Raw genomic sequence first — 23518 nt, forward strand, 5'->3', positions numbered from 1 at the left:
CCGGGTGCGGGTGTCCCGCAAAACAAGGAGGCGGCGTGAGCAGGATGATTCTCCGCAGGCTCCTGGTGAGTCTCGTCGTGCTGTGGCTGGTCTCGCTGCTGGTGTTCGTCGCGACGCTGCTGCTGCCCGGCGATCCCGCCCGCGCGATCCTCGGCCAGCAGGCCACGCCCGAGCGGATTTCCGCCCTGCGTCACCAGTTGCACCTCGACGATCCGGTCTGGAAGCGCTATCTCGACTGGCTCGGCGGCCTGTTCACCGGCGACCTCGGCACCTCGACGTCGACACAGGGCCCGGTGACCGCGCTGCTCGGCGACCGGATCTCCGCGTCACTGGTGCTGCTGGTGCTCGCGGCGGTGCTGGCCGTCCCGATCGGGCTCGCGCTCGGCACCTGGAGCTCGGTCCGCCGCGGCCGCGCCACCGACCAGACGATCTCCGGGGTCAGCCTGGTGATCGCGGCGCTGCCCGAGTTCGTCATCGGGGTCGCGCTCATCGTGCTGTTCTCCACCACGGTGTTCAAGCTCTTCCCGTCCGTCACGCTCACGACACCGGGCGAGCCCGTCTGGCGGCAACCCGCCCAGCTCGTGCTGCCGGTCGTGACACTGGTACTCGTCGTGACGCCGTACATCGCCCGCATGATGCGCGCGACGATGAACGAAGTACTCGACAGCGGCTACGTCGAGATGGCCAGGCTCAAGGGCGTCCCGGAGCGGGTCGTGTTGCGGCGACACGCGCTGCCGCACGCGGTCGGCCCGGTCGCCCAGGTCGTCGCGATCCAGCTGGCCTGGCTCACCGGCGGCGTCGTCGTGGTCGAATTCCTCTTCCGCTATCCGGGAATCGGCCAGGCACTGATCGACGCGGTGGCCAAGCGGGACGTCGCCGTCGTGCAGGCGGTCACGCTGCTCATCGCCGCGGTGTACATCGTGGTGAACCTGCTCGCCGACGTCGTCGGCATCCTCGCGAACCCCAGGCTGCGCACGGAGGCAGGCCGATGACCGCCGTCGAGATCCCCCGCGCCGACGCCGAAGGGGAACCGCCGACACACCACAGTGGACTGTTCCGGACGGCGTGGGCGTTCCCGCAGGCCAAGATCGGCACCGCGCTCACCGCGCTGGTGGTCCTCGTCGCCGTGCTCGGCCCCTGGCTCGGCCCGCTCGTCGCCGGACACGAACCGACCGAGTTCGCGGGTAAACCGTTCAAGCCGGTCGGGATCGCCGGCACGGACGGGCTCGGCCGCGACGTACTCAGCCGGTTCCTCGCCGGTGGCACCACCCTGCTGCTCTACGCCGTGCTGGCGACCGCGCTCGGGATCGTGCTGGGCGCGCTGCTCGGCATGATCGCGGGCTATCGCGGCGGGCTGCTCGACAGCCTGCTCATGCGGGCCAACGACGTCCTGCTGTCGTTCCCGCAGCTGGTCATCGCGCTGCTCGCGATCGCGGTGATCGGGCCGAAGGGCTGGCTCCTGGTGCTGATCATCGGCCTGACCCACGCGCCCCGCACCGCGCTGGTCGCCCGCCAGGCCACCGTCGCCGTGCGGGATCACGACTACATCCGCGCGGCCGAGATGTACGCGGTGCCACGCGGGCAGATCCTGGTGCAGGAGATCCTGCCGAACATCACCGGGCCGCTGATGGTGGAGATCGGACTCCGGCTGACGTATTCGATCGGATACATCGCCTCGCTGTCCTTCCTCGGCCTCGGGATCCAGCCGCCGACGGCGGACTGGGGCCTGATGATCAACGAGAACCGCATCGCGCTGGTCGTCCAGCCCTGGGGCGTGCTCCTGCCGGTGCTGGCGATCGCGTTGCTCGCCGTCGGCACCAACCTCCTCGCCGACTCACTCGCCTCGGCCGCGGCCGGGCGGACCCGGGAGACCCGCTCATGACCCACGCGCTGGAAGTGTCCGGGCTGTCGGTGAAAACCCGGTCCGGGCAAGGAATTCTCCACGACGTCTCGTACGCGATCGCCCCCGGCGAGGTGCTGGCGCTGGTCGGTGAGTCCGGTTCGGGCAAGACGACGGCGGGGCTGGCAGCGCTGGGCCACTTCCGGCGCGGGCTTGCGGCCGCGGGCGGGCGGGTCCTGCTCCGGCCGCGTGATGGCGAGCCCGTCGACGTCCTCACCTTGACGCCCCAGGAGCAGCGGAAACTCCGCGGCAGCGCGGCCGCCTACATCCCGCAGGATCCCGCGCTGTCGCTCAACCCCGCGTTGCGCGTCGGCAAGCAGATCGCCGAGGTACTGGAAACCCACGGATTCGCCGGGTCGATCGACGACCGGGTCGGCGAGGTGCTCGCCGAGGTCGGGCTGCCCTCGGACACGCGCTACCGCCGCCGGTACCCGCACCAGCTCTCCGGCGGGCAGCAGCAGCGGGTCGGCATCGCGATGGCGTTCGCCTGCCGTCCCAGCGTCGTCGTCCTGGACGAGCCGACCACCGGGCTCGACGTGATGACGCAGACGCTGGTGCTCTCGACCGTCCGTGAACTCACCGCCGAACACGGCGTCGCGGCGCTCTACATCACCCACGACCTCGCCGTGGTCGCCGAGATCGCCGACCGGGTCGCGGTGATGTACCGCGGCGACCTCGTCGAAACCGGCCCGGCCGAGCAGGTCCTGCGCCGTCCGGAACACGCCTACACCCGTCGCCTGCTCGACGCCGTCCCGGATCTCGACGCGCCCGGCGGCGACGTCACTCCTGCCGGGAAAACCGTTCTCGCCGCGAAGAACCTGACCGTCTCTTATGGACAGAACCGGGTGCTCCGCGGCGTCGACGTCTCGGTGTCGCGCGGCGAATGCCTGATGCTGCTCGGCGAATCGGGTTCGGGGAAGACCACGCTGTCGCAGTGCCTCGCCGGACTCTCCCCCGGCTTCACCGGCACCGTGGCGCTCGACGGCGTCACCCTCGCCGGGTCGACGCGGCAGCGCAGCGACGACGAGCGACGCCGCGTCCAGTACGTGTTCCAGAGCCCGTTCTCGTCGCTCAATCCACGGCGAAGCATCGCGAAGTCGATCGAAGTGCCGCTCACCCGGCTGACCACGCTGTCCCGCGCGCAGCGCCGCGAACGTGTCGCCGAGATGCTCGACCGGGTCCGGCTCGGCCGCGAGGTGGCGAACCGGCTGCCCGAGCAGCTCAGCGGCGGCGAACGGCAGCGCGCGGCCATCGCGCGGGCGCTGGTGACCACCCCGGACGTGCTGGTGTGCGACGAGGTGACCTCGGCGCTCGACGTGTCCGTGCAGGCGACGATCGTCGACCTGCTGGGCGAGCTGCGGAGGGAACTCGGGATGGCGATGCTGTTCGTGACCCACAACATCGCGCTGGCCCGCGAGGTCGCCGACCGGATCGCGGTACTGCGCGGCGGCGAGATCGTCGAACTCGGCGACGTCGACACGGTGCTGACCAGACCGTCGCACCCCTACACCCGTGAACTCCTGACCAACACCCCGCGCCTGTGAACCCCGAAGTCCGCCCAGGATTCGAGGCGGTGCGTGAGGCGTTCGACGACGTCCTGGCCGGGACGTCCGGCGGCGCGGCGTTCAGCGTCGTCCGCGACGGCGAGGTGCTCGCCGAGCTGTGGGGCGGCTCGGCCCGCCCCGGTGTGGCGTGGACGCGGGACACGCTGGTGGTCCTGTTCTCCGGCACCAAGGGCGTCGTGGCCACCGTGCTCGCGCTGCTCACCGCCCGTGGGCTGCTCGACCCCGGCGAACGCGTCGCGACGTACTGGCCGGAGTTCGCGCGGAACGGCAAGGAGGACGTCCGCGTCTCGCAGGTGCTCTCCCACACCGTCGGGCTCCCCTACGTCGAGGCGGACCTGCCGACGCTCGACAACGCGGGCAACGCCGCCGCGCTCGCCACACAGCGTCCTTTGTGGACGCCGGGCACCCGGGTCGCGTACCACGCGCTGACCTACGGCTACCTCGCCACCGAGCTGATCCGCCGGGTCACCGGCCGGAACGTCGGCGCGCTCCTGCCCGGACTGCTCGGCGACCTCGACATCCACCTGGGCACCCCGGCGGCCGAGGACTACCGGCTGGCCCCGGTCACGCGGGCACCCGGCTACCGGATCAGCACGTTCCTGTCCGACCCGGAACGCCGCGCGATCGTCGAGCGGATGTACCGGGGCCTGCTCGATTCCGGCGAGGCCTTCAACACCCCGGAATACCGGCGCGCGGAACTGGCCGCGGGCGGCGCGACCGGGACCGCGGCCGCGATGGCGCGGCTGTACGACCGGATCGGCTCCGGGCTGGTGCCCGCCCCGGTGCTCGCCGAGGCGACGCGGGAGTGGTCGGCCGGGCTGGACGCGGTCAACGACCGGCCGGTGCGCTTCGGGCTCGGCTACGAGCTGGCCGATCCGATCGGCACGTACGGCCCCGTCGAGGTCGCGTTCGGGCACTCCGGCGCTGGCGGCGGACGGCACGGCGCGTGGCCCGCGGACGGCCTCGGGTTTTCCTTCACCACCAACGAACTGCGGGCCGAGGACGTCGACGATCGCGCGGCCACGCTGCTCGCGGCGCTCAGGACCTGTCTGTGACCCGGAAGACAGTGGCGTCCGTTCTCCCCTAGGATCGCACACGTGTCCGAACCCATTCGTGACGAGGTGCGCAAGCTCCTCACCGGTCTGGCCGAAGGAACCGTCACCCCCGGCGAAGCCGCCGGCTGGGCCCGGCCCTGGCTCACCGAGGAAGCCGGAGACGTGCAGGACGAGGTGGTGTGGGACACCATCGACGCGTTGAGCGCGGCCGACTCCGCCCGTCCTGATCAGGGGCCTCTGTACGGGCCGGAGGACTTCCGGGCCTGGCTCGCCGAGTTCGACGCGCGCGTCGCCGAGCGGTAGCCGACCGGTCGAGCGCCCCAATGTGGCATTGGGTGCGCTCAACGCACCGAACGCCACATTGGGGCGCATGGGCCACCTCGGAAGGCGGGCGACTCAGGCGTTCCGGCTCAGGCGGGCGGCTCGAGCGGTGCGGCGCAGCGTGGCCATGACCTCGTCGCGCAGGCCGGGGGACAACGCGATGGTCGCCGTCGAATCCGCCGAGTGCCCGGTGTCGTCCTCGTCGAGTACGAGGCCGCCGGCCTCCCGGACCAGCAGCACGCCTGCCATCGTGTCCCACGGATGATTGGACAGGTTGAGCGTGGCGTCGAGCCTGCCGTGCGCCACCCAGGCCAGGTCGATCGCCGAGGTGCCGATCATCCGGACCCGTTGCGCGCGGGCGCCGAACTCACGCAGCAGGCCGAGCCGGACCCGGTTGCGGTCGACGTCGTCCCCGACCGCGAAGTCCCCGAGCGAGATCACCGCGTCGCCGATCTCCGAGACCGCCGAGCAGCGCAACCGCTGCTCCCCGGCCCAGGCACCGTGACCGTCCACAGCGGAGTACTCGACGTCGAGAAAGGGCGCCGAGATCGTGGCGACCACGCTGCGGGAACCGTCGACGAGGGCGAGCGACACGGCGCAGAGCGGGATGCCGCGGGCGAAGTTGGCGGTGCCGTCGACCGGGTCGAGCGTCCACCACAGCCCGTCGGCGGCCCGGCCGCCACGTTCCTCACCCACGACCGGGATCCCCGGGGTTTCCCTGCCGAGCAGGTCGCGGACCGCGTCCTCGACGGCGAGGTCGACGTCGGTGACCATGTCCCGGTCACCCTTGGCGGCCACCGAAAACGTGCCTCGGGAGAGCACGATCTCCCGGGCGGTGGACATCGCCGCGCGGGCGATCGGCAGGAACTGCGCGTAGTCGTTCATCGCGTCTCACGGTAGCCGCCGCGTCCACCACCCGCTGCCCCTTCCGCACTTTTCCGGCCGCACAAACGGGCAAACGAGCCACTCGCGAACGACTATGACCTGCGAAAAGCAATCCACGAGTGCCTGCCGATAACAACGTTGCCCCTCGGTGATCCAGATCACAGCGGCGCCACCTATTCGTTTCCCGGACATCTTTGTTTGCGAGTTCGAAAAACACACCGCAAATACGCAGGCACTATTCAAGGGGATGAAAATGGGCATCAACGCGAAGGTCATCAAGCGGGGCGTACTGGCGATCGCCGCGGTGGCGGCGGTGGGCGCGCTGGGGGCGTGCTCGACCGGCCAGGCGGGCAGCGCCTCCCCCGCGCCGCAGGGTTCCGGCGCCGTGGGCGGCGGGATCGGCGCGGCCCCGAACGGCGGCGGCGCGGCCGCGAACGAGGCCGCCATCGGCGGCGGTGTCGCGAACGCGGGCAACAAGATCCCGTGCACGGCGCTGCGGGTCGCCGCGTCCACACCACAGCTGATCAGTGGCGAGCAGTACCGCGTCCCGCTCACGTTGACCAACAACAGCGACGCCACCTGCAGCGTGAACGGCTTCCCCGGCGTCCAGCTGACCGGCGTCGACGGCACCACCTGGGACCTGGCCCGCACCAACGGCGCACTCGGCGCGGTGGTCCTGCGCCCCGGCGAGCACGCCGTCTCGAACCTGACCTACCTCGGCACCAACCAGGAGACCGGCTGGGAGGTCGCGAGCATGAAGGTGACCCCGCCCAACACCTACAACACGCAGCCGGTGGAGTGGACCCCCGGCATCATGCACATCCTCAAGCAGGACGGCGCGACCCACCCGGGTACCTACATCGACCCGGTCCGCCCCGCGAAGTAAAAACAGTACGAACAGCGAACGCGCCCGGGGAAAGCAATTCCCCCAGGGCGCTTTCGCTATTCCGAGCAAGGTTCATTCGCCGCGACGTTCGGTCAAAAAGGCGAAGTCCTTCGGGCAGGAAGACCCGCGAATCCGGCTAGTCCGCGCGGCGGGCCCGCGCGCGGCGCTTGCCCTCGTGCATCGCCTGCACCCTGGCGATCGGGATGGTGTGTCCCTCCTCGACGAGATCCGCGGGCAGTTCCTGCGGCTCGGGCATCTCCTCGGCCCACGGATCGCGGTCGCCGAGCCGCTCGACGGCGGTCCGCAGGGTGAAGTCGGCCGGGGTGACGTCGCCGAGTTCGGCCCAAGCGAGCGGGAACGAGACGGGCGCGCCGGGCCGGATCCGCGGGCTGTAGGCCGCGACGACGGTCGCGCCGCCCGCGCGGGTCGAGTCGAGGAAGACCTTGCCGCCCCGGTCCTCCCGGATGAACGCGGTCGTGGCGAGGACGGGGTCGATCCGCTCGGCCCTGGCGGCGACGGCGCGGGTGGCCGCGGCGACGTCGTCGATCGCGAGACCCGCCACGATCGGCACGAACACGTGGACGCCCTTGGCACCACTGGTCTTGACCGCGCCGGCCAGCCCGTCGTTCGCCAGTGCCTCGCGGATCAGCTTGGCGGCCTCGACCGCCTTGCCGAAGGTGTCGCCGGGCGGCGGGTCGAGATCGAGGACGAGGTGCGTCGGGCCCTGGGAATGATCGGCGAGCAGCAGCGTCGGGTGGTACTCGACCGCGCGCTGGTTGCCGAACCACAGCAACGTCCGCACGTCGTCGCACAACGCGTAGGACACCTGGCGCTGCGAGGTCTCCGCCCACAGCGAGACCCGCTCGACCCAGTCCGGGGTGTACTTCGGCAGGTTCTTCTGCATGAACGGTTCCTGCCCCGGCCGGACGCGGACCACCGACAACGGCCTGCCCCGCAGCTGCCGGACGAACCGGTCACCGACGGCTTCGAGGTAGTCGACCAGCACGCGCTTGGTCGCCTCGGCGCCGTCGAACAGCGGCTGGTCGAGATTGGTCAGCTTGACGCCCTGCCGTTCCTCTTCGCCGCTCATGCGATCGACTCGCTCCGCGAGGCAGCGTCGAATCCTTTTTGGCGCACGATGTCCATGATTCGCTCGCAAGCATCGCTCATGGGCTCACCCTGCCCACCGATCCAGCGCAGGTCAACTCGGTGCATGCTCTGGACGTTCACCCGTGTACACCCCGGTCGGCCGGAAACGCAGGCCCGGCTCGCGGTACTCCTCCAGCGCGTGCGCGATCCAGCCGATCGTGCGGGCAACGGCGAAGATCGCCTCGCCCGCGTCCGCCCGCATCCCGAAGGCGTGCGCCAGCGCGGCGAGCGCGAGGTCCACGTTCGGGAACAGCCCGCCTGGCGCCAGTTCCGCGCCGATCCGGCCGGTCACCGCCAGCACCGGTCCCGCCGCGTTGTGGTCGGCCAGCAGCTGGAACAGCAGATCGGCCCGCGGGTCCCTGCGCCGGTACAGCCGATGCCCGAAACCCGGCACGCCCTGCCCGGTGCGCAGCCGCTCGGACAGTGCCCCGACCGGGTCGGCCAGCGCGTCGGTGAGGAACCGATGGGCCAGCGTGCTGGCCGCGCCGTGATAGGGCCCGTCCATCGCGCCGAGCCCGGCCGACACCACGGCGTACGGGTTCGCGCGGGCGCTGGCCGCGACGCGAGCGGCCACTGTGGACACTGCGAGATCGTGATCGGCCAGCAGGACCAGGGCCGAGTTCAGCAGCGCCGGGCCCCCCGGTTCGCCGGTCAGCTTGGGCCACATGCGTTCCGCGAGCGTGCCCTCCACCTGCCCCGGCGGCAGCGCGTCCACGAGCGCGCCGAGCAACGTCCCGCCGGCCCGGACCACCGCGGCGGGCGACAGGTCGAACCGCAGCGGGTCGGCGGCGCCGAGGACCGCGACGATCACCCGGAGCCGATCGGTGAGCCGGGCGGGCTCCGGCAACGCGGTGAGTGCCGATCGAGCTCGGTCAAGCAGCGCCGGGGGTGCGGACAGCTCCGGCCCGTCCTCCATCGCCCAAAGCAGGCGGGCGATCTCCTCGGCGGAGCGGGTCACGGCGAGTTCCGTGACCACGCGGCCCCGGTAGTAGAGCTCGTCGTCCTCGATGAGGGTCAGCGCGGTGCCGACACGCTCGACCGCCCCGCTCTGCCGACGCGCCCGCGCCCCGCGCCGGGCCAGCCCCTCGACCTCGTCCCGCGCGAACACGCTGCCGCGCCGCCCCTTCCCCCGGACGCTGGTGAGCAGGCCCCGGCTGACGTAGGCGTAGACGGTTTCCGGTTTGACGTCGAGCATGCGCGCGACCTCGTCGGTACTCAGGTAACGCTCGTCACGCGCACCGCTCATGGCCTGCGATCTCCCCATGCATATTGACTGGATCAATATTGACAATACTTGATTCCCGCGCCGAAAGTGGGAGTCATGGCAGTGACCAGTGATGCCGGGGCCGTGCCGCCCGGCCTTCGGGGTGTCGTCGTGACCTCGACCGGGATCGGGGACGTCCGCGGCGACGAGGGCTTCTACCACTACCGCGAGCACTCGGCGATCGAACTGGCGCGGGCCCGCTCGTTCGAGGACGTGTGGTTCCTGTTCCACGAAGGACGGCTCCCGGACGCCGACGAACGCGCCCGCTTCACCGAGGAAGTCGCGTCACTGCGGGAAATTCCCGACGAACTGCGGGCCGTGCTGCCCGCGATCGCGCGCGCGGGCGGGCGGTTCCAGCCCATGGCGGGCCTGCGCACGGCGCTGTCGCTGCTCGGCGCCGTCCGGGAACTCCCGGCGCTGTGGGACGTCGATCCGGTGCGACGCAAGGCCGACGCGCTGCTGGTGTGCGCGGTGACGCCGACGATCCTCGCGGCACTGCACCGGTTGCGCTCCGGCCGGGAGCCGGTGCGCCCGCGCGCCGAGCTGTCCACCGCGGCGAACTGGCTGTACCAGCTCACCGGCGAGGTCCCCGCTCCCGCGCACGTCGAGGCGATCGAGCGGTACCTGATCGCCACGATCGACCACGGCTTCAACAACTCCACGTTCACCGCGCGTGTCGTCGCCTCCTCCGGGGCTGACCTGGTTTCGGCGGTGACCGCGGCGATCGGCGCGTTCTCCGGACCGCTGCACGGCGGGGCACCCGACCGGGCGCTGGCCAGCCTCGACGAGATCGGCACGCCGGACCGGATCGACGAATGGGCGCGCGCGAAGGTGGCCTCCGGCGACCGGATCATGGGCTTCGGGCACGCCGTCTACCGCACCGACGACCCGCGATCCCTGCTGCTGCGCGAAATCGCCGTCGGTCTCGGCGGGCCGCTGGTGGACTTCGCGACCACGGTGGAGCGACGCGTGGTGCAGATCCTCGCCGAACTGAAACCGGGCCGCGAGCTCTACACCAATGTGGAGTTCTACGCCGGGGTGGTGATGGAGCTGTGCGGGGTGCCGCGCAGCATGTTCACCCCGACCTTCGCCGTCAGCAGGGTGCTCGGCTGGTGCGCGAACGTGCTGGAGCAGGCCGGGGAGGGCAAGATCATCCGCCCGGCGGCCCGCTACACCGGACCACTGCCCTAGAGACCGTAGGTCTTGCCGATGATGTCCCGCTGGATCTCGCTCGTCCCACCGTACACAGTGGACACCACGGTCGCGCGCAGCAGTGCTTCCATGCCGTACTCCGTCGCGTACCCGTAGCCGCCGTGCATCTGCATCCCGTCCAGCGCCATGGCCTTGGCGAACTCGGTCGCCTTCAGCTTCGCCATCGACGCCTCGCGCGGGAACAGTTTCCCGGGTTTCTCATCGATCTTCTCCGCGACGTCGTGCACCAGCAACCGGGTGCACTCCAGCTCGACGGCGTGGTCGGCGAGCCGGTGCCGCAGCGCCTGGAAGGTCCCGATAGGACGGTCGAACTGCCTACGTTCCTTGACGTAGGCGAGCGTGTCGTCGAAGGCGCGGCGCGCGGTGCCGAGCATCACCGCGGCGAGGATCATCCGTTCCAGGTTGAGCCCGGCCATGAGCTGGCCCCACGCCTGGCCCTCGGTTCCGACGACGGCGTCGGCGGGCAGCGCGCAGTCGGTGAAGTAGAGGTCGTTGACCTCCTTGCCGCCCATGGTGTCGATGCTGTGCATGGTGAGCCCGGCGACGTCGGCAGGAACGACGAACATGGTGAGCCCGTCGTGCTTGCCACCGCCGGTATCGGTCCGGGCGACGAGCAGGATGTGCTCAGCGATGTGCGCGTTGGAACACCAGGTCTTCTGTCCGTTGACGACCCAGCAGCCGTCCCGCTTCTCGGCCCGGCAGGTCAGCGCGCCGACGTCGGACCCGGCGCCCGGTTCGGACATCGAGATCGCGAGCACCGAACCGTTCGCCACCGCAGGGAGAAGCGCGCGTTTCTGTTCCGCGGAGCCGAATTTCTCGATCGCCGCGGCGACGATGATCGTCGTGGTGAAGCCGGTGATCGGCGCCCGCCAGTACCCGGTCTCCTCCAGGAACAGCACGAGATCGACCATGCCCTGCCCGGAACCGCCGTACTCCTCCGGCAGCGAGATGCCGAGCCAGCCGAGTTCGGCGAGCCTGCGGTACAGCTCGCGGCTGTGCGGACCGTGCTCGGTGAGTTTCGCGCGCCGCTCGCGATCCCCTACTTCGCGTCGGCAGAACGTGCCGATCGCGGAGACGAAGTCCTGCTGTGCCTCGGTCAACCGCGACGCCATGGCCTTCCCTTCGGCTAGACGATCGGGCGCCCGGTGCGGATCCGCATCCGGACGTCCCAGAGGTAGAAGTTGAACGGGAACTGCCGTACCGGCCTCGGCGACTGCCGCACCACCGCGCCGATCACCGCCATCAACCGGTCGAACCGCCGCTGCTGACGCGACGACCACGAGAACCGCATCTGCTCCCGGAACTCGGGCGGCAGGAAACCGATCGTCACGAACCGAACGAACGGTCCGAAGAGGACACTCAACGGCTTCGGCTGGAACCTCAGCTCCGCGATCGCGGTCAGGTGTTCACGCACGGTGTCGTCGATCGACACCCGTTTCAGCCCGTCCCGCCAGTACTTTTCGAACGCGTCCAAATCGGACGGCCACTGCTCGGCCGGCACCTGCAGCGTCGTGCCGAACGTCGCCGAAGCGCGGTAAAACTCCTCCGCGAGCGCCCGGTCCGGCACGCCGACGAGCAGTCGGTAGCTGTCCTCGAATCCTTTGTAGATACACGCGGCGACCCAGAGTTGCAGGTCCTTGTCGAACGCGTTGTACCGGACCGGGCTCGCGTCGGTCGAGCGCACCTGCGCGTGCGCCTTGTTGACCCCCCGCCGGAAGGCCGCCTTGTCCGCCTCGCTGCCGAGCGCCGCGACCGCCAGATAGCTCAGGGTCGTCCGGGTCCGTTTCATCGGGCGCTTGAACAGGTTCCCGCTGTCCACCCGGCTTTCCACCACGCCGTATCCGACCTCGGGCCAGGACAGCTGCATGATCACGTTGGCGCCGCCCGCGAGGAACGCCGCGGCGCCGATTACGGCGTCGTCGAGTACGTCGGTTCGTGTCGTCGTGCGCATCGATGCGCCTCCCTGACGGACTACGGGACACGACTCAGCTAACGCCCTTGTTGACGCCCTGTCAAGAGTAGCTACAGCGGCAGGGTCTCCCTGGCGAAGTCGATCAGCGCCCGGCCGGCCGGCGCGATCGGACCCTCGGCGCGCCACGCGAGCGCGAGGCAGCCCCGCACGCCCGGACCGGTGATCCGCAGCGCGCGCACCTGGGGCGCGTAGTAGGCGGCGAGCGACTCCGGCACGATCGCCACCCCGAGGTTCTGCGCGGCCAGCTGCGCCAGCAGATTCGGATCGCCCGCCTCGAAGGTGATCTTCGGCCGGAGCCCCCGCGCGGCGAACGCGGTGTCCAGCGCCGTGCGCAGCCCGGTGCCCTTCGGCAGGCTCATCAGCGACCGCTCGGCCAGCTGGTCGACCGTCACCCGCGCCCGCCCGGCGAACGGATCCCGCGGCCCGGTGACCGCCACGAAGTCCTCCTCCCGCACTACCTTCGTCGCGATCCCCTCCGGCGGATCGCCGGCCATCCCGACCACCGCGACGTCGAGCCGTCCGTCCCGCAACGACTCGATCAGCAGATCCGAGTTCCCTTCCCGCAGCGTGATCTCGACCGCCGGGTGCCGTTCGTGGAACAGCGCGAGCAGCTCCGGCACCCGGACCGGCCCCGGCGAGGTCACCATGCCGAGCGCGACCTGACCGCGGACCAGCCCGGCGAGTTCGTCGACGGCCTGGCGGACCCCGGCGACGGCGGCCAGCGCCGCCCGCGCGTGCGGCAGCGCCGCCAGCCCGACGTCGGTGAGCCGTACCGACCGGCCGGACCGGTCGAGCAGCGGTTGCCCGAGCTCCCGTTCGAGCCTGCGGATCTGCGCGCTCACCCCCGGCTGCGCGACGTGCATCCGCGCGGCGGCGCGGGTGAAGTTCTCCTCCTCGGCGACCGCGACGAAGTACTCGAGCTGATGGAGTTCCATAAGCGTTCATTATAGTTCGTAGACTTACCAGATCTTGGACTTCTGCTCCTGCGGCCGTGAAACTGAAGGGGAACGAGGAACGACAGGAGCGGGTCATGACGCGGGTTTCGGAAATCACGACGCTGGCCGGGCAGGTACGCGGCCCGGTATTCCAGCCAGGCCAGGACGGCTACGCCGAGGAGGTCGCGGGCTTCCAGACCGGCGTGCCGAGCAGCCCGGCGGTGGTCGTCGGCGCCACCGAGGCCGACGACGTCGCCGCTGCGGTCCGGTACGCGGCGGCCCACGGCCTGCCGGTCGTGGTGCAGTCCACCGGGCACGGGCTGGTCACCGGCGCCGACGGCGGGGTGCTCGTCAGCACCCGGCGGATGACCGCCGTCGAGATCGACCCGGCGAGCTCGACCGCCCGCGCCGAGGCCGGTGTGCACTGGGGCGCGGTCATCGCGGCGGCGGCCGAACACGGGCTGGCGCCGCTGAGCGGTTCCGCCCCGGACGTCGGCGTCGTGGGCTACACCCTCGGCGGCGGTTTCAGCCTGCTGGGCCGCAAGTACGGCCGGGCCGCCGAGCAGGTCCGCGCACTCGACGTGGTGACCGCCGACGGCGAACTCCGGCACGTCACCGCGGAGACCGAACCGGACCTGTTCGGGGCACTGCTCGGCGGCCGGGACAACTTCGGGATCGTGACCGCGCTGGAGTTCGGCCTGGTGCCGGTGACCACGCTCTACGGCGGTGGCCTCTACTTCGGGCCGGACCAGCTCGGCGACGTCCTGCGCGGGTGGCGCGACTGGGCAGCCACGGCGCCCGACGAGGTGACCACCTCGGTCGCGATGGTGCCCATGCCGGACCTGCCGATGGTGCCCGAACCGTTGCGCGGCAAGCACATCGCGCAGATCCGGGTCGCCTACCTCGGGGACGCGGCGGCGGGCGAACGCCTCGTCGAGCCGCTGCGCGCGATCGGCCCCCGGCTCATCGACTCACTCGCCGAGATGCCGTTCACCGAGTCCGGCTCGATCGCCAGCGAACCGCCGCACCCGCACGCCTACCGCGGCGACAACACGACCACCGGCGAGCTGACCGACCCGATGATCGACACCATCCTGGAACTGGCCGGACCGGACGCGCCGGTGGAGACGGTCCTGCTGGTCGATCTGCTCGGCGGCGGCTACACCCGGTGGAACGACGCCGCCCGGTTCACCGTGCGCGCACTGTCCATCGTGGACGATGAGACGGCGGACGAGGTCCGGGCGGCGCACCGGAAGCTGTTCACCGCGCTGCGCCCGTGGAGCACCGGCAAACTGCTCACCTTCGTCTACGGCGAGCACGACCCGCACGAGCAGGCACCGGCGGTGTTCGGGGAGACCGGCCTGCGCGAACTCGCCGGGCTCAAGGCGAAGTACGACCCGGCCAACACGTTCCGGCTGAGCCACAACATCCTTCCCCGCTGAGAAGTGACAAGGCGGCCTCCGGCGCCCCCAGGAAGCCGGAGGCCGCCCCCCTCACCTCTCCAGGACGACGACCGGGATGATCCGCTTGGTCTTCCGCTGGTACTCGGCGAACTGCGGCATCCGCTCGGCCACCTCGGCGTACAACCGGTCGTGCTCCGCCCCCTCGGCGTGTACGACCGCGGTGGCCTCGGTGGAGGCACCGTCACCGAGGTCGATCCTGACCTTCGGGTTCGCCACGATGTTGTGGTACCAGGCCGGATGCTTGTCGGCTCCGCCGTAGGAGGCGATGATGACCAGCCGCTCGCCGTCGCGGTGGTAGACCAGCGGCGAGACGCGCTCCTGGCCGCTCTTCGCCCCGGTCGTGGTGAGCAGCAGCAGGTCCTTACCCTCGAACATCCCGCCGACCTTGCCGCCGTTGGCCCGGAACTCCTCGACGATCCCCCGGTTGAAGTTCTGGATCTCCTCCGACATCAAAGCCTCCCAGCGGACGCCGCCGCACAGATGATTTTGCTTTGCCAGCAAAACTACTGAGCCACGCCATCCCTGTCAACGTCGTGTCACCCGGAAGGTCACTCCGCGAACCCGGCACGTCACACGCGGGCCATGACGGGGACCACTCTGATCATGCCGAGAGCCGCGGTACACCCAGGTAAGCTCAGTGCACGTCAAGGATGCGAACGAGGAGACCAGGGGATCATGTCTACGGAGGCCGGACCGAGCGTCGAGGACGGGGTGCGTCAGCTGCTGCTGCTCATGCCGCGCCTGATCGGCCGTGCCAAGCGGACGCCCGTGCCGGAGGAGCTCAGCGACCTCTCCCTCGCGCCGCGCCACCTGTCACTGCTGTGTCACCTCCTGTTCGACGGGCCGACGACGGTCACCGAACTCGCCGGGAAACTCGAACTGGCACCGACCACGGCCAGCCTCATGGTCGGCGACCTCAGCCGTCAGGGCGTGCTCGACCGCACCGAGGACCCCGCCGACCGCAGGCGCACGATCGTCAGCATCGCCGAGGACAAGCGCTGCGCCGTCGACGCCTGGCTGGCGCGCGGCGCGCACGCGTGGACACGCGCGCTGGAGCCGCTGTCCCCCGCCGAGCGCAAGCTCGTGATCGACACCCTGCTCGCGTACGAACAGGACGTCTCCGGCTGTTGCCCGCCGGAGTGAGGCTCAGGCGTCCCCGCCCTTTTCCCGCGCCGCCCGGCGCTGTGCCTCGGCTCGTTCCCGGCACTTCCGGAGGAATTCCTCGTCCGCGGCCGGATCCGTCGCCGCGAACCGCCCCGGACGATCGTATTCGGGATACGCGGGTGCTTCCCGTTCGAAAAGCCCACGCGACGCGCGTGCCCGACCGGCGTGCTGCGGCCGCCCGGCCACCAGCCAGATGATCGAACCGACCAGCGGAACCAGCAGCACCAACAGCAGCCACAGGCCCTTCGGCAGGTTCCGGCAGGACGACTCGTCGGTCACCACGACGTCGACCACGCAGAAAATCCACAGCCCCAGCGTGACGAATCCGAGCAAGCCATTGAAGTACCACACGGCACAGACCCTCCCAGCGCGCCGGACCCTCCGCCGGCGCCGCGGTAAGTCTTAGCACAGGCCACCGACAGAACTTTCCCGGCTTATCGGAAGTGACAACGGAACGCGGATGTTCACACTCGGCTCGTAGCCGATTTCCCCTGGCACGACACGGAACCCGCGTAACGCCGCGAGAATTCCCATGACCAGCGCGACCGCGTGCCCACGACCGGGACACTCCTTGGCGCCCGCGCCGAAGGTGAGTTTCGCGGCCGCCAGATCCAGCGCGACGATCTCGCCACCGACCACCCGGCGCGTGCTCCGCACCGGCGGTTCCGCGTCGGCGATACTTCCGCTCAACAGAGCCGAAGCGACCAGTCCCGCCGTCGCGTCGCAGGCCTGGATCAGCAGGCCGATCCGCGCCGCCGCGTGCTCGTCCGCGACCCCGCCGCAGACCTCGACCAGCCGCGCGAGCGCGGCCTCCGCCGCCGGCCCCGGCTCGACATGCGGATGATAGGCCCGCGCGACCACGGCGATGTCCGCGGAAACGTCCGGTAGCCCCAGCGCTTCGGCGAGCACCCCGACCGGCACCCGCCTGGCGATCACCGTCATCACGTCCAGCACCGGGCCCGCGTCGGCCACGATCCGCCGCGTCCAGGCAAAAGCCTTGTCACACAAAGACTTCTCGTCGATATCGACGAGTTCGGACAACACGAGCGCCCGTCGGCGGGCATGCGCGTCACCATTGCTGAACCGGGCGACGGCCGCCCGCAACCACCGCACACCACCGGAATCGCCGTCCGGCACCGGCGGCACCACCGCCGCGGAATCGGTCAGCACCGCGTACACCCCGGCCCGCGTCGTCACAGTTCGCATACCGGGAACGCTAGGCCGGGAACGCTTCGGCCTCCGCCGAATCGTGCCGCGCGCGCAGCCATCCGGCCGGCGGTCCCGCACAGGCCCGCGCCGTCCGGCCGGTGTGTTCGTACCACCACGCTTCGGTCACCCTGCCGTTCGGAAGCCGGTACGAAGGTGGGCCCGCTACCCGGATGAGACCCGCCGCTTCGAGCGAACGACCGCTCGCGACGTTGCCGATCTCGGCCCCCGCGCGTACCCGGCGCACCCCGAGATGCTCGTGCGCCAACCGGATCCCGGCGGTGAACAGCACCCGGCCGACCCCGCGACCGCGGTAGTCCGGCGCGAGATAGCCGCCGGTCTCCGGACCGCCGTCCTCACCGCTGTGCACGCTCACCAGCCCGGCACACCGGCGGGCGGAGAGATCGATCGCGACGAGGTCGACCGACAGCGGATCCGGCGAGGCCCACTCCGGCCCCGTCCCCGGCACCACGCGCAACGCCTCGGCACGCAACGGCTCGGCCACGATCGACTCGTCCAGCCAGCCTAGCCAGCGCTGCGCGTCCGGATCACTGCCGCAGGCGACGGCCGCGGCGTACTCCCACGCCGTCGGTGTCCGGAACAGGAATCCGGCGACCTCGAAGGCGTGACCGCTCGGGTCACACGTCCGCTTCGCCATCAGGCGCCCGCGGCGGGTGAACCGGTCGAAGAACACGACTTCCCCCTAGCAGCACGTCCCCGGAATGGTAACGAACCCGGCGCCCCGATTGTTATTGTGACCTGATGACGGTCGTACCGGAAGCAACCGAGCTGGACGGGGCGGGCCGCGCGGCGCAGCCCCGGCAGCTCATCGTCACGGTGTACGGCCTCTACTCGCAGACCGAGGGCGACTGGCTTTCGGTCGCCTCGCTGATCGAACTGCTCGCCGCGCTCGGTGTCGACGAGCCCGCGGTGCGCTCGTCCATCTCCCGGCTCAAGCGGCGCGGCATCCTCGAGGCGGTCCGCCACGGGTCGACCGCCGGCTACGAGCTGTCCGGCACCGGACGCGCGATCCTGCGCGAGGGCGACCAGCGCATCTTCCGCCGTGAGCGCGCCAGGATCGACGACGGCTGGGTACTCGCGGTGTTCTCCGTGCCCGAGGCCGAACGCCACCGACGGCACCTGCTGCGCACCCAGCTGGCCCGCCTCGGCTTCGGCACCGTGTCCTCCGGGGTCTGGATCGCGCCGGCCCAGCTGCGCGAGGTCACCGCGCGTACCCTCGGCGAGCTGGGCCTTTCCGGCTACGCCGAGCTGTTCCACGCCGACCACGTCGCCTTCGGCGAGCTCACCGCGAAGGTCCGCGAATGGTGGGACCTCGCCCAGCTCGACGAGCTCTACACCGCCTTCCTCGACGAATACGGGCCCACGCTGCGCCGCTGGCAGCGCCGCCGCACGGTGTCCGGGGACGAGGCCTTCCCCGACTACGTCCGCGTGCTCACCGGCTGGCGCCGGATGCCCTATCTCGACCCCGGGCTCCCCGCCGAGCTCCTGCCCCCGGACTGGCCGGGCCTGCGCGCGAGCGACCTGTTCTTCACCCTGCGCGCCCGGCTGGAAACCGCCGCGCGCGCGTTCGTCACGCGCACGGTCAGCGGGCCGGAATGACCGCGTAACCCTGCACTTCCACCAGGGCCTCGACATCCCACAGCCGCGCGACACCAATCCCCGCCATCGCCGGGTACTCCGTCCCGGCCAGCCTGCGCCAGACCTTGCCGATCTCGCGCGCGTTTGCCCGGTAGTCGTCCATGTCGACGATGTAGACCGTGACGGCGCAGAGCTGCTCGGGCTCGCCACCGGCCTCGCGCAGCGCGGTCAGCAGGTTCGACAGGGCCTGCTCGAACTGCGCCACGACGGTGTCGCCGACGATCTTGTTCTCCTTGTCCAGCGCCGTCTGACCGGCGAGGAACACGAACCGGCCCTCCGCGACGACGGCGTGCGAGAACCCCGATGGACGGCCGAGTCCGGCCGGATTGACGCGCTCGATGACCATGACGGCCAGCCTACGACATATTCCGCCTCCTTGACGGTCGTATCCACAGCGACATACCCTCGTCGACGTGCGTATCGCGGTTCTCGGCGGCGGCCCGGCGGGGCTCTACCTCGCCGCGCTGGCGAAGCAGCTCGACCCCGGCCACGAAATCACCGTCTGGGAACGCAACGCGCCCGACGACACCTTCGGCTTCGGGGTGGTCTTCTCCGACGAGACACTGGGTGGGATCGAGCACGCCGACCCGGTGATCCACGAGGCCATGCGTGCCGAGTTCGCCCGCTGGGACGACATCGACATCCACTACCGCGGCACCGTCACCACCTCGGGCGGGCACGGCTTCGCCGCGATGAGCCGCAAACGGTTGCTGGGCATCCTGCGCGAACGGTGTGCGGCGCTCGGCGTCGACCTGCTCTTCCGCATCCCCGCACCGGATCCCGCCACCCTGAGGACGGACTACGACCTCGTCGTGGCCGCGGACGGCGTCAACTCCGCGGTCCGCGGCCGGTTCGCCGACGCCTTCGGCCCCGAGGTGGAAACCCGGCAGTGCCACTACATCTGGCTCGGCACGGACCTGGTGTTCGACGCGTTCAAGTTCCACGTGCTCGACACCCCGCACGGGATCATGCAGATCCACGGCTACCCGTACGGCCGCGACGGGAGCACCTTCATCCTCGAGACGCACTCCGACGTCTGGCGCCGCGCGTTCGGCCCGATCGCCGCCACCTCGCTCGCGCCGGGCGAGAGCGACGAGAAGTCGATCGAGCTGATCCGCGAGCTGTGCGCGGAGGTCCTCGACGGCCACCGGGTGCTGGCCAACAACTCGAAGTGGGGAACGTTCGGCACGGTCCGGTGCGCGCGCTGGGTGCACGGCAACGTCGTCCTGCTCGGCGACGCCGCGCACACCGCGCACTTCTCCATCGGCTCCGGCACGAAGCTGGCCATGGAGGACGCGCTCGCGCTCGCCGCCTGCCTGCACGAACAGTCCACTGTGGAGGAAGCACTCGCCGCGTACGAAGCCGAGCGGCGCCCGGTGGTCACCTCCACCCAGCGCGCCGCGCAGGCGAGCCTCGAATGGTTCGAGAACCTCGGCCAGTACACCCATCAGGAACCACCGCAGTTCGCGTTCAACCTGCTCACCCGCAGCCGCCGGGTCACCTACGACAACCTGCGGCTGCGCGATCCCGAGTTCGCCGCGGAGCTCGACACCTGGTTCGCCGGGCGGCTCGGCACCCCCGTCGCGCCGCCGATGTTCCAGCCCTACCGGATCGGCGAACTGGAGCTGGCCAACCGCGTCGTCGTCTCGCCGATGGACATGTACTCCGCCGAGGACGGTGTCCCCGGCGACTTCCACCTCGTCCACCTCGGCGGCAAGGCACTCGGTGGCGCCGGACTGGTGATGACCGAGATGGTGTGCGTCTCCCCGGAGGGGCGGATCACCCCCGGCTGCGCCGGGCTCTACACCGCGGAGCAGGAGCGCGCGTGGGCCCGCGTCACCGGCTTCGTGCACGAGAACACCCCGGCGAAGATCGGCGTCCAGCTGGGACACTCCGGGCGCAAGGGATCGACGAGGCTCATGTGGGACGGCATCGACCAGCCGCTGCCCGAAGGCAACTGGGAGATCTGCGCGCCCTCCCCGATCCCTTACACCGCAACGAACCAGACGCCTCGCGAACTGACGGCGGCCGACCTCGCAGAGATCCGCGGCCAGTTCGTCACCGCCGCCCGGCACGCCGCGCAGGCCGGATTCGACCTGCTCGAACTGCACTGTGCTCATGGCTACCTCCTGTCCTCCTTCCTGTCACCACTGACCAATCACCGCACCGACGAGTACGGCGGCTCGCTCGAGAACCGGCTTCGCTTTCCACTGGAGATCTTCGACGCGGTGCGCGCGGTCTGGCCGGCGGAGCGGCCGATGACCGTACGCATCTCGGCGACGGACTGGTGTGAAGGAGGCAACAACTCCGGGGACGCGGTCGAGATCGCCCGTGCCTTCGCGGCACGTGGGGCCAACGGGATCGACGTGTCCACCGGGCAGGTGGTCAGCGAGGAGAAGCCGAAGTTCGGGAGGAGCTACCAGACACCATACGCCGATCGGATCCGCAACGAAATCGGGGGCCGGTATCCGATCGCCGTCATCGCCGTCGGCGCGATTTCCTCTTACGACGACGTGAATTCCCTGATTCTCGCCGGACGCGCCGACCTGTGCGCACTCGGCCGGACCCACCTCTACGATCCACAGTGGACACTGCACGCCGCGGCCGAGCAGGGTTACCGTGTCCCGTGGCCGAAGCCGTTCGCCGCGGGCAGCAGGAAACCGCAGGGCGGCCGGACGGACGGGCCGCCACCCCGGCTCGAACTCGTCCGCTCGGGGGTACCGGGCACGGCACACGCCCGCTGGCGGCCGGAGGAGAACCAATGATTTCCCCGTCGCGCAGCCGTAGTCATGGCGCTTTCGCCGTGGCCGCCGACTCCGCACCACGGACCGTTCGCGGCATGACGCAGGAGACACGATGAGCGCCTTCGCACTCGACGCCACGCAACGCGCCTTCGCCGCCGAAGTCCGCGTTCTCGGCGCGGAACGCCTCCGCCCGCTCGCCGAGTCCGGTGTGGATGGTTCGGCCGGTGCGGTCAACCGGCCGCTGCTCGAAGCCATGGGCAAACTCGGCCTGCTCGCGCGGCTGTTTCCCGGTGTGTCCGAAGGGAACCCGACGCGCCAGGCCGCCGCGACCGACCTGTGCATCCTGCGCGAGGCGCTGGCGACGCAGTGCACCGAGGCCGAGACCGCGCTGGCGTTGCAGGGGCTCGGCAGCTACCCGGTGTTGCAGTCGGGCAGTGACGAGCAGGTGCGGAAGTGGCTGCCCGAGGTCGCCGCCGGGCGCGCCGTCGCGGCGTTCGCGCTCACCGAGCCGGACGCCGGGTCGGACGCCGCCGCGCTGTCGCTCGCGGCCGAACCCGACGGCGACGGCTGGCGGCTGACCGGCGAGAAGATGTGGATCTCGAACGCGCCGGAGGCCGACTTCTACACCGTTTTCGCCCGCACCACACCGGATGTCGGCGCACGCGGGGTGAGCGCGTTCCTGGTGCCCGCCGACCGCCCCGGCCTCTCCGGCGAGCACCTCGAACTGCTCAGCCCGCATCCGATCGGAACGCTGCGCTTCGACGGCGTCCCGGTGTATCGCGACGAGCTGCTCGGCGAGGAGAACCGCGGTTTCGCCGTCGCCATGCGGACCCTGGACCTGTTCCGCCCCAGTGTCGGCGCGTTCGCCGTCGGGATGGCACAGGCCGCGCTGGAGGCCGCCGTCGACCACACCGGGCAACGGGTCGCCTTCGGCGGTCCCCTGATCCAGCAGCAAACCGTCGCGCACACGCTCGCCGAGATGGCCACCCGCACCGAGGCCGCGCGGCTGCTCGTCCACGCCGCGGCCGCCGCCTACGACGCCGGGGAACGAAACCTCGCCGGCCGCGCGGCGATGGCGAAGCTCTTCGCGACCGAAGCCGCCCAGTACGTCGTCGATGCCGCCGTCCAACTGCACGGCGCGCGGGCGCTGCGGCGGGGGCACCTGCTGGAGCACCTCTACCGCGACGTCCGCGCGCCGAGGATCTACGAGGGCGCCTCGGAAATCCAGCGGACGATCATCGCGCGAGAGCTCGCCGCCGGGCGGGTCGGCGCTCCAGCCACCACTGACTGACCAGCAGCAGCGTGGTGAAGCTCAGCGCGGCCGAGGTCGCGGACGAAACGTCGGTGAACCACTGGTCGTTGCCGCCGAACCTGGTGTCCTTCAACGGGCCGAGCGCCATGAACACGAACGGCCCGTAGATCCTGGTCAGCAGCGTGTTCATGGCCAGCGCGAAACTGCGGATCATCCACTTCCGGTGCTCGCCGAACCGACGTTCCCGCGCCGCCTTCCATCCGGCGACGGTGCAGCCGAACCACAGCAGCGCCGCGATGACGTCGAGCGTCGCGGTCACCGGGCCGAACGGGCTCATCGCGCCGATCGTGCCCGCCATCAGCGCGGACGGGATCGCCCCGGCGAACACGTAGGCCCGGCCGACACGGCGATGCCCCACCGGATGGGTGCGGCGGAACCACGGCCAGATCTGGAGCAGGACGCCGACGATCGCGACCGTGCCGAAGAGGACGTGCGCGACGAGAAACCAGTAGTGCGCGGCGAATCCCGCCGGTGCCGGGACACGTGACCGGGCCGGATCCATCGCCAGGTACGGCGGCAGCGAGTAGGCGAGGAACACCGCGACGAGCACGGCGAGCGGACCGACCCACGGCCGTCGCCACCACCGTTTCGGCCGTGGTACCGGTCCTTCTGGAATCACGCGTTCAGGTGAGGTGTCGAAATCGGTTCCGGTCGTCATCCCCCAAGACCTTTCCCTTGTCCGCCAAGGAGTTTGCCTTCCGAGATTAGGGAGCGCGCCCAGGGCAGGGCCATGCGGTGAGCCACCGGTTCCGGGTAGGGCTGCCCCCACCGAGACCGAAATCGTCGTACCCCCGCCGTAGCGTTCGCCGTGATCACGAAACCTCCC

General features: G+C 70.6%; 24 protein-coding genes. 12 read left to right on the forward strand and 12 right to left on the reverse strand.

The window, feature by feature from the left end; translation table 11 throughout:
- Positions 1-35 precede the first annotated feature (35 nt).
- The 5 genes from ABD987_RS17445 to ABD987_RS17465 are packed head-to-tail and all read left to right on the forward strand — an operon-like array spanning position 36 to position 4823.
- Positions 36-992, forward strand: coding sequence for an ABC transporter permease (locus tag ABD987_RS17445; protein ID WP_345393929.1), 957 nt, complete (start codon positions 36-38; stop codon positions 990-992).
- Complete coding sequence (locus tag ABD987_RS17450) at positions 989-1882, forward strand: ABC transporter permease (protein WP_345393932.1); 894 nt, start codon at positions 989-991, stop codon at positions 1880-1882. The genes ABD987_RS17445 and ABD987_RS17450 overlap by 4 nt, the downstream gene beginning before the upstream one ends.
- On the forward strand, positions 1879-3444 hold the full coding sequence (locus tag ABD987_RS17455; protein ID WP_345393935.1) for an ABC transporter ATP-binding protein: 1566 nt from the start codon (positions 1879-1881) through the stop codon (positions 3442-3444). The genes ABD987_RS17450 and ABD987_RS17455 overlap by 4 nt, the downstream gene beginning before the upstream one ends.
- A gap of 29 nt (positions 3445-3473) precedes the next feature.
- Positions 3474-4520: a serine hydrolase domain-containing protein gene (locus tag ABD987_RS17460; RefSeq protein ID WP_345393938.1), complete on the forward strand. Its 1047-nt coding sequence runs from the start codon at positions 3474-3476 to the stop codon at positions 4518-4520.
- 42 nt (positions 4521-4562) lie between these two features.
- Positions 4563-4823: a hypothetical protein gene (locus tag ABD987_RS17465; RefSeq protein WP_345393941.1), complete on the forward strand. Its 261-nt coding sequence runs from the start codon at positions 4563-4565 to the stop codon at positions 4821-4823.
- A gap of 93 nt (positions 4824-4916) precedes the next feature.
- Here ABD987_RS17465 and ABD987_RS17470 read toward each other — a convergent pair whose 3' ends face one another.
- Positions 4917-5726: an inositol monophosphatase family protein gene (locus tag ABD987_RS17470; protein ID WP_345393944.1), complete on the reverse strand. Its 810-nt coding sequence runs from the start codon at positions 5724-5726 to the stop codon at positions 4917-4919.
- A gap of 253 nt (positions 5727-5979) precedes the next feature.
- Between ABD987_RS17470 and ABD987_RS17475 the strand changes: the two genes are divergently transcribed.
- Positions 5980-6612 carry a DUF4232 domain-containing protein gene (locus ABD987_RS17475; protein ID WP_345393947.1) on the forward strand — a complete coding sequence of 211 codons (633 nt, stop codon included), beginning with the start codon at positions 5980-5982 and terminating at the stop codon, positions 6610-6612.
- Positions 6613-6748: 136 nt separating this feature from the next.
- Here ABD987_RS17475 and ABD987_RS17480 read toward each other — a convergent pair whose 3' ends face one another.
- On the reverse strand, positions 6749-7702 hold the full coding sequence (locus tag ABD987_RS17480) for a DNA polymerase domain-containing protein (protein ID WP_345393950.1): 954 nt from the start codon (positions 7700-7702) through the stop codon (positions 6749-6751).
- 111 nt (positions 7703-7813) lie between these two features.
- The gene (locus ABD987_RS17485; protein WP_345393953.1) at positions 7814-9007 is read right to left on the reverse strand and encodes a citrate synthase; all 1194 of its coding nucleotides are present in this window, start codon (positions 9005-9007) and stop codon (positions 7814-7816) included.
- A 75-nt stretch (positions 9008-9082) separates the two neighbouring features.
- On the opposite strand from ABD987_RS17485, the gene ABD987_RS17490 reads away from it, so the two are divergent.
- Positions 9083-10216, forward strand: coding sequence for a citrate/2-methylcitrate synthase (locus ABD987_RS17490; protein WP_345393956.1), 1134 nt, complete (start codon positions 9083-9085; stop codon positions 10214-10216).
- Here ABD987_RS17490 and ABD987_RS17495 read toward each other — a convergent pair.
- The 3 genes from ABD987_RS17495 to ABD987_RS17505 form a co-directional block, all read right to left on the reverse strand.
- On the reverse strand, positions 10213-11349 hold the full coding sequence (locus ABD987_RS17495) for an acyl-CoA dehydrogenase family protein (protein ID WP_345393959.1): 1137 nt from the start codon (positions 11347-11349) through the stop codon (positions 10213-10215). The genes ABD987_RS17490 and ABD987_RS17495 overlap by 4 nt on opposite strands.
- A 14-nt stretch (positions 11350-11363) precedes the next feature.
- Positions 11364-12188, reverse strand: a complete 825-nt coding sequence (locus ABD987_RS17500; RefSeq protein ID WP_345393962.1) for an oxygenase MpaB family protein — start codon at positions 12186-12188, stop codon at positions 11364-11366.
- 71 nt (positions 12189-12259) lie between these two features.
- Positions 12260-13144, reverse strand: a complete 885-nt coding sequence (locus ABD987_RS17505; protein WP_345393965.1) for a LysR family transcriptional regulator — start codon at positions 13142-13144, stop codon at positions 12260-12262.
- Between the two features lie 95 nt (positions 13145-13239).
- Here ABD987_RS17505 and ABD987_RS17510 point away from each other — a divergent pair, with 95 nt between their 5' ends.
- Positions 13240-14586, forward strand: coding sequence for an FAD-binding oxidoreductase (locus ABD987_RS17510; protein ID WP_345393968.1), 1347 nt, complete (start codon positions 13240-13242; stop codon positions 14584-14586).
- A gap of 51 nt (positions 14587-14637) precedes the next feature.
- Here the strand turns inward: ABD987_RS17510 and ABD987_RS17515 are convergent, their stop codons facing one another.
- The gene (locus ABD987_RS17515; RefSeq protein ID WP_345393971.1) at positions 14638-15057 is read right to left on the reverse strand and encodes a nitroreductase family deazaflavin-dependent oxidoreductase; all 420 of its coding nucleotides are present in this window, start codon (positions 15055-15057) and stop codon (positions 14638-14640) included.
- Between the two features lie 225 nt (positions 15058-15282).
- On the opposite strand from ABD987_RS17515, the gene ABD987_RS17520 reads away from it, so the two are divergent.
- The gene (locus ABD987_RS17520; protein ID WP_345393974.1) at positions 15283-15750 is read left to right on the forward strand and encodes a MarR family winged helix-turn-helix transcriptional regulator; all 468 of its coding nucleotides are present in this window, start codon (positions 15283-15285) and stop codon (positions 15748-15750) included.
- 3 nt (positions 15751-15753) lie between these two features.
- Here ABD987_RS17520 and ABD987_RS17525 read toward each other — a convergent pair whose 3' ends face one another.
- The 3 genes from ABD987_RS17525 to ABD987_RS17535 are packed head-to-tail and all read right to left on the reverse strand — an operon-like array spanning position 15754 to position 17671.
- Positions 15754-16122, reverse strand: a complete 369-nt coding sequence (locus ABD987_RS17525) for a PLDc N-terminal domain-containing protein (RefSeq protein WP_345393977.1) — start codon at positions 16120-16122, stop codon at positions 15754-15756.
- A gap of 51 nt (positions 16123-16173) precedes the next feature.
- Positions 16174-16977 (reverse strand): hypothetical protein, encoded by an 804-nt coding sequence (locus tag ABD987_RS17530; protein WP_345393980.1) that lies wholly within the window; start codon positions 16975-16977, stop codon positions 16174-16176.
- A gap of 10 nt (positions 16978-16987) precedes the next feature.
- Positions 16988-17671: a GNAT family N-acetyltransferase gene (locus tag ABD987_RS17535; RefSeq protein ID WP_345393983.1), complete on the reverse strand. Its 684-nt coding sequence runs from the start codon at positions 17669-17671 to the stop codon at positions 16988-16990.
- Positions 17672-17739: 68 nt separating this feature from the next.
- Between ABD987_RS17535 and ABD987_RS17540 the strand changes: the two genes are divergently transcribed.
- Positions 17740-18597 carry a PaaX family transcriptional regulator gene (locus ABD987_RS17540; RefSeq protein WP_345393986.1) on the forward strand — a complete coding sequence of 286 codons (858 nt, stop codon included), beginning with the start codon at positions 17740-17742 and terminating at the stop codon, positions 18595-18597.
- Here the strand turns inward: ABD987_RS17540 and ABD987_RS17545 are convergent.
- Entirely contained in the window at positions 18581-18982 is a 402-nt protein-coding gene (locus ABD987_RS17545; RefSeq protein ID WP_345393989.1) for a RidA family protein, read from the reverse strand. The genes ABD987_RS17540 and ABD987_RS17545 overlap by 17 nt on opposite strands.
- Before the next feature lie 67 nt (positions 18983-19049).
- On the opposite strand from ABD987_RS17545, the gene ABD987_RS17550 reads away from it, so the two are divergent.
- Positions 19050-21401 carry a bifunctional salicylyl-CoA 5-hydroxylase/oxidoreductase gene (locus ABD987_RS17550; protein ID WP_345393992.1) on the forward strand — a complete coding sequence of 784 codons (2352 nt, stop codon included), beginning with the start codon at positions 19050-19052 and terminating at the stop codon, positions 21399-21401.
- Positions 21402-21492: 91 nt separating this feature from the next.
- The gene (locus ABD987_RS17555) at positions 21493-22671 is read left to right on the forward strand and encodes an acyl-CoA dehydrogenase family protein (RefSeq protein WP_345393995.1); all 1179 of its coding nucleotides are present in this window, start codon (positions 21493-21495) and stop codon (positions 22669-22671) included.
- Here the strand turns inward: ABD987_RS17555 and ABD987_RS17560 are convergent.
- Entirely contained in the window at positions 22616-23350 is a 735-nt protein-coding gene (locus ABD987_RS17560; protein WP_345393998.1) for a DUF2306 domain-containing protein, read from the reverse strand. The two genes, ABD987_RS17555 and ABD987_RS17560, sit on opposite strands and share 56 nt — an antisense overlap.
- Between the last annotated feature and the right edge of the window lie 168 nt (positions 23351-23518).

Source organism: Amycolatopsis samaneae (assembly GCF_039541975.1).
GTDB lineage: Bacteria > Actinomycetota > Actinomycetes > Mycobacteriales > Pseudonocardiaceae > Amycolatopsis > Amycolatopsis samaneae.

What these genes read in the sequence shown, in the direction of transcription:
- ABD987_RS17450 (WP_345393932.1), top strand. Translation starts at nt 989, where the DNA reads ATGACCGCCGTCGAGATCCCCCGCGCCGACGCCGAAGGGGAACCGCCG.
- ABD987_RS17455 (WP_345393935.1), top strand. Translation starts at nt 1,879, where the DNA reads ATGACCCACGCGCTGGAAGTGTCCGGGCTGTCGGTGAAAACCCGGTCC.
- ABD987_RS17470 (WP_345393944.1), bottom strand. Translation starts at nt 5,726, where the DNA reads ATGAACGACTACGCGCAGTTCCTGCCGATCGCCCGCGCGGCGATGTCC.
- ABD987_RS17475 (WP_345393947.1), top strand. Translation starts at nt 5,980, where the DNA reads ATGGGCATCAACGCGAAGGTCATCAAGCGGGGCGTACTGGCGATCGCC.
- ABD987_RS17480 (WP_345393950.1), bottom strand. Translation starts at nt 7,702, where the DNA reads ATGAGCGGCGAAGAGGAACGGCAGGGCGTCAAGCTGACCAATCTCGAC.
- ABD987_RS17485 (WP_345393953.1), bottom strand. Translation starts at nt 9,007, where the DNA reads ATGAGCGGTGCGCGTGACGAGCGTTACCTGAGTACCGACGAGGTCGCG.
- ABD987_RS17490 (WP_345393956.1), top strand. Translation starts at nt 9,083, where the DNA reads ATGGCAGTGACCAGTGATGCCGGGGCCGTGCCGCCCGGCCTTCGGGGT.
- ABD987_RS17495 (WP_345393959.1), bottom strand. Translation starts at nt 11,349, where the DNA reads ATGGCGTCGCGGTTGACCGAGGCACAGCAGGACTTCGTCTCCGCGATC.
- ABD987_RS17500 (WP_345393962.1), bottom strand. Translation starts at nt 12,188, where the DNA reads ATGCGCACGACGACACGAACCGACGTACTCGACGACGCCGTAATCGGC.
- ABD987_RS17505 (WP_345393965.1), bottom strand. Translation starts at nt 13,144, where the DNA reads ATGGAACTCCATCAGCTCGAGTACTTCGTCGCGGTCGCCGAGGAGGAG.
- ABD987_RS17510 (WP_345393968.1), top strand. Translation starts at nt 13,240, where the DNA reads ATGACGCGGGTTTCGGAAATCACGACGCTGGCCGGGCAGGTACGCGGC.
- ABD987_RS17515 (WP_345393971.1), bottom strand. Translation starts at nt 15,057, where the DNA reads ATGTCGGAGGAGATCCAGAACTTCAACCGGGGGATCGTCGAGGAGTTC.
- ABD987_RS17520 (WP_345393974.1), top strand. Translation starts at nt 15,283, where the DNA reads ATGTCTACGGAGGCCGGACCGAGCGTCGAGGACGGGGTGCGTCAGCTG.
- ABD987_RS17530 (WP_345393980.1), bottom strand. Translation starts at nt 16,977, where the DNA reads ATGCGAACTGTGACGACGCGGGCCGGGGTGTACGCGGTGCTGACCGAT.
- ABD987_RS17540 (WP_345393986.1), top strand. Translation starts at nt 17,740, where the DNA reads ATGACGGTCGTACCGGAAGCAACCGAGCTGGACGGGGCGGGCCGCGCG.
- ABD987_RS17545 (WP_345393989.1), bottom strand. Translation starts at nt 18,982, where the DNA reads ATGGTCATCGAGCGCGTCAATCCGGCCGGACTCGGCCGTCCATCGGGG.
- ABD987_RS17555 (WP_345393995.1), top strand. Translation starts at nt 21,493, where the DNA reads ATGAGCGCCTTCGCACTCGACGCCACGCAACGCGCCTTCGCCGCCGAA.
- ABD987_RS17560 (WP_345393998.1), bottom strand. Translation starts at nt 23,350, where the DNA reads ATGACGACCGGAACCGATTTCGACACCTCACCTGAACGCGTGATTCCA.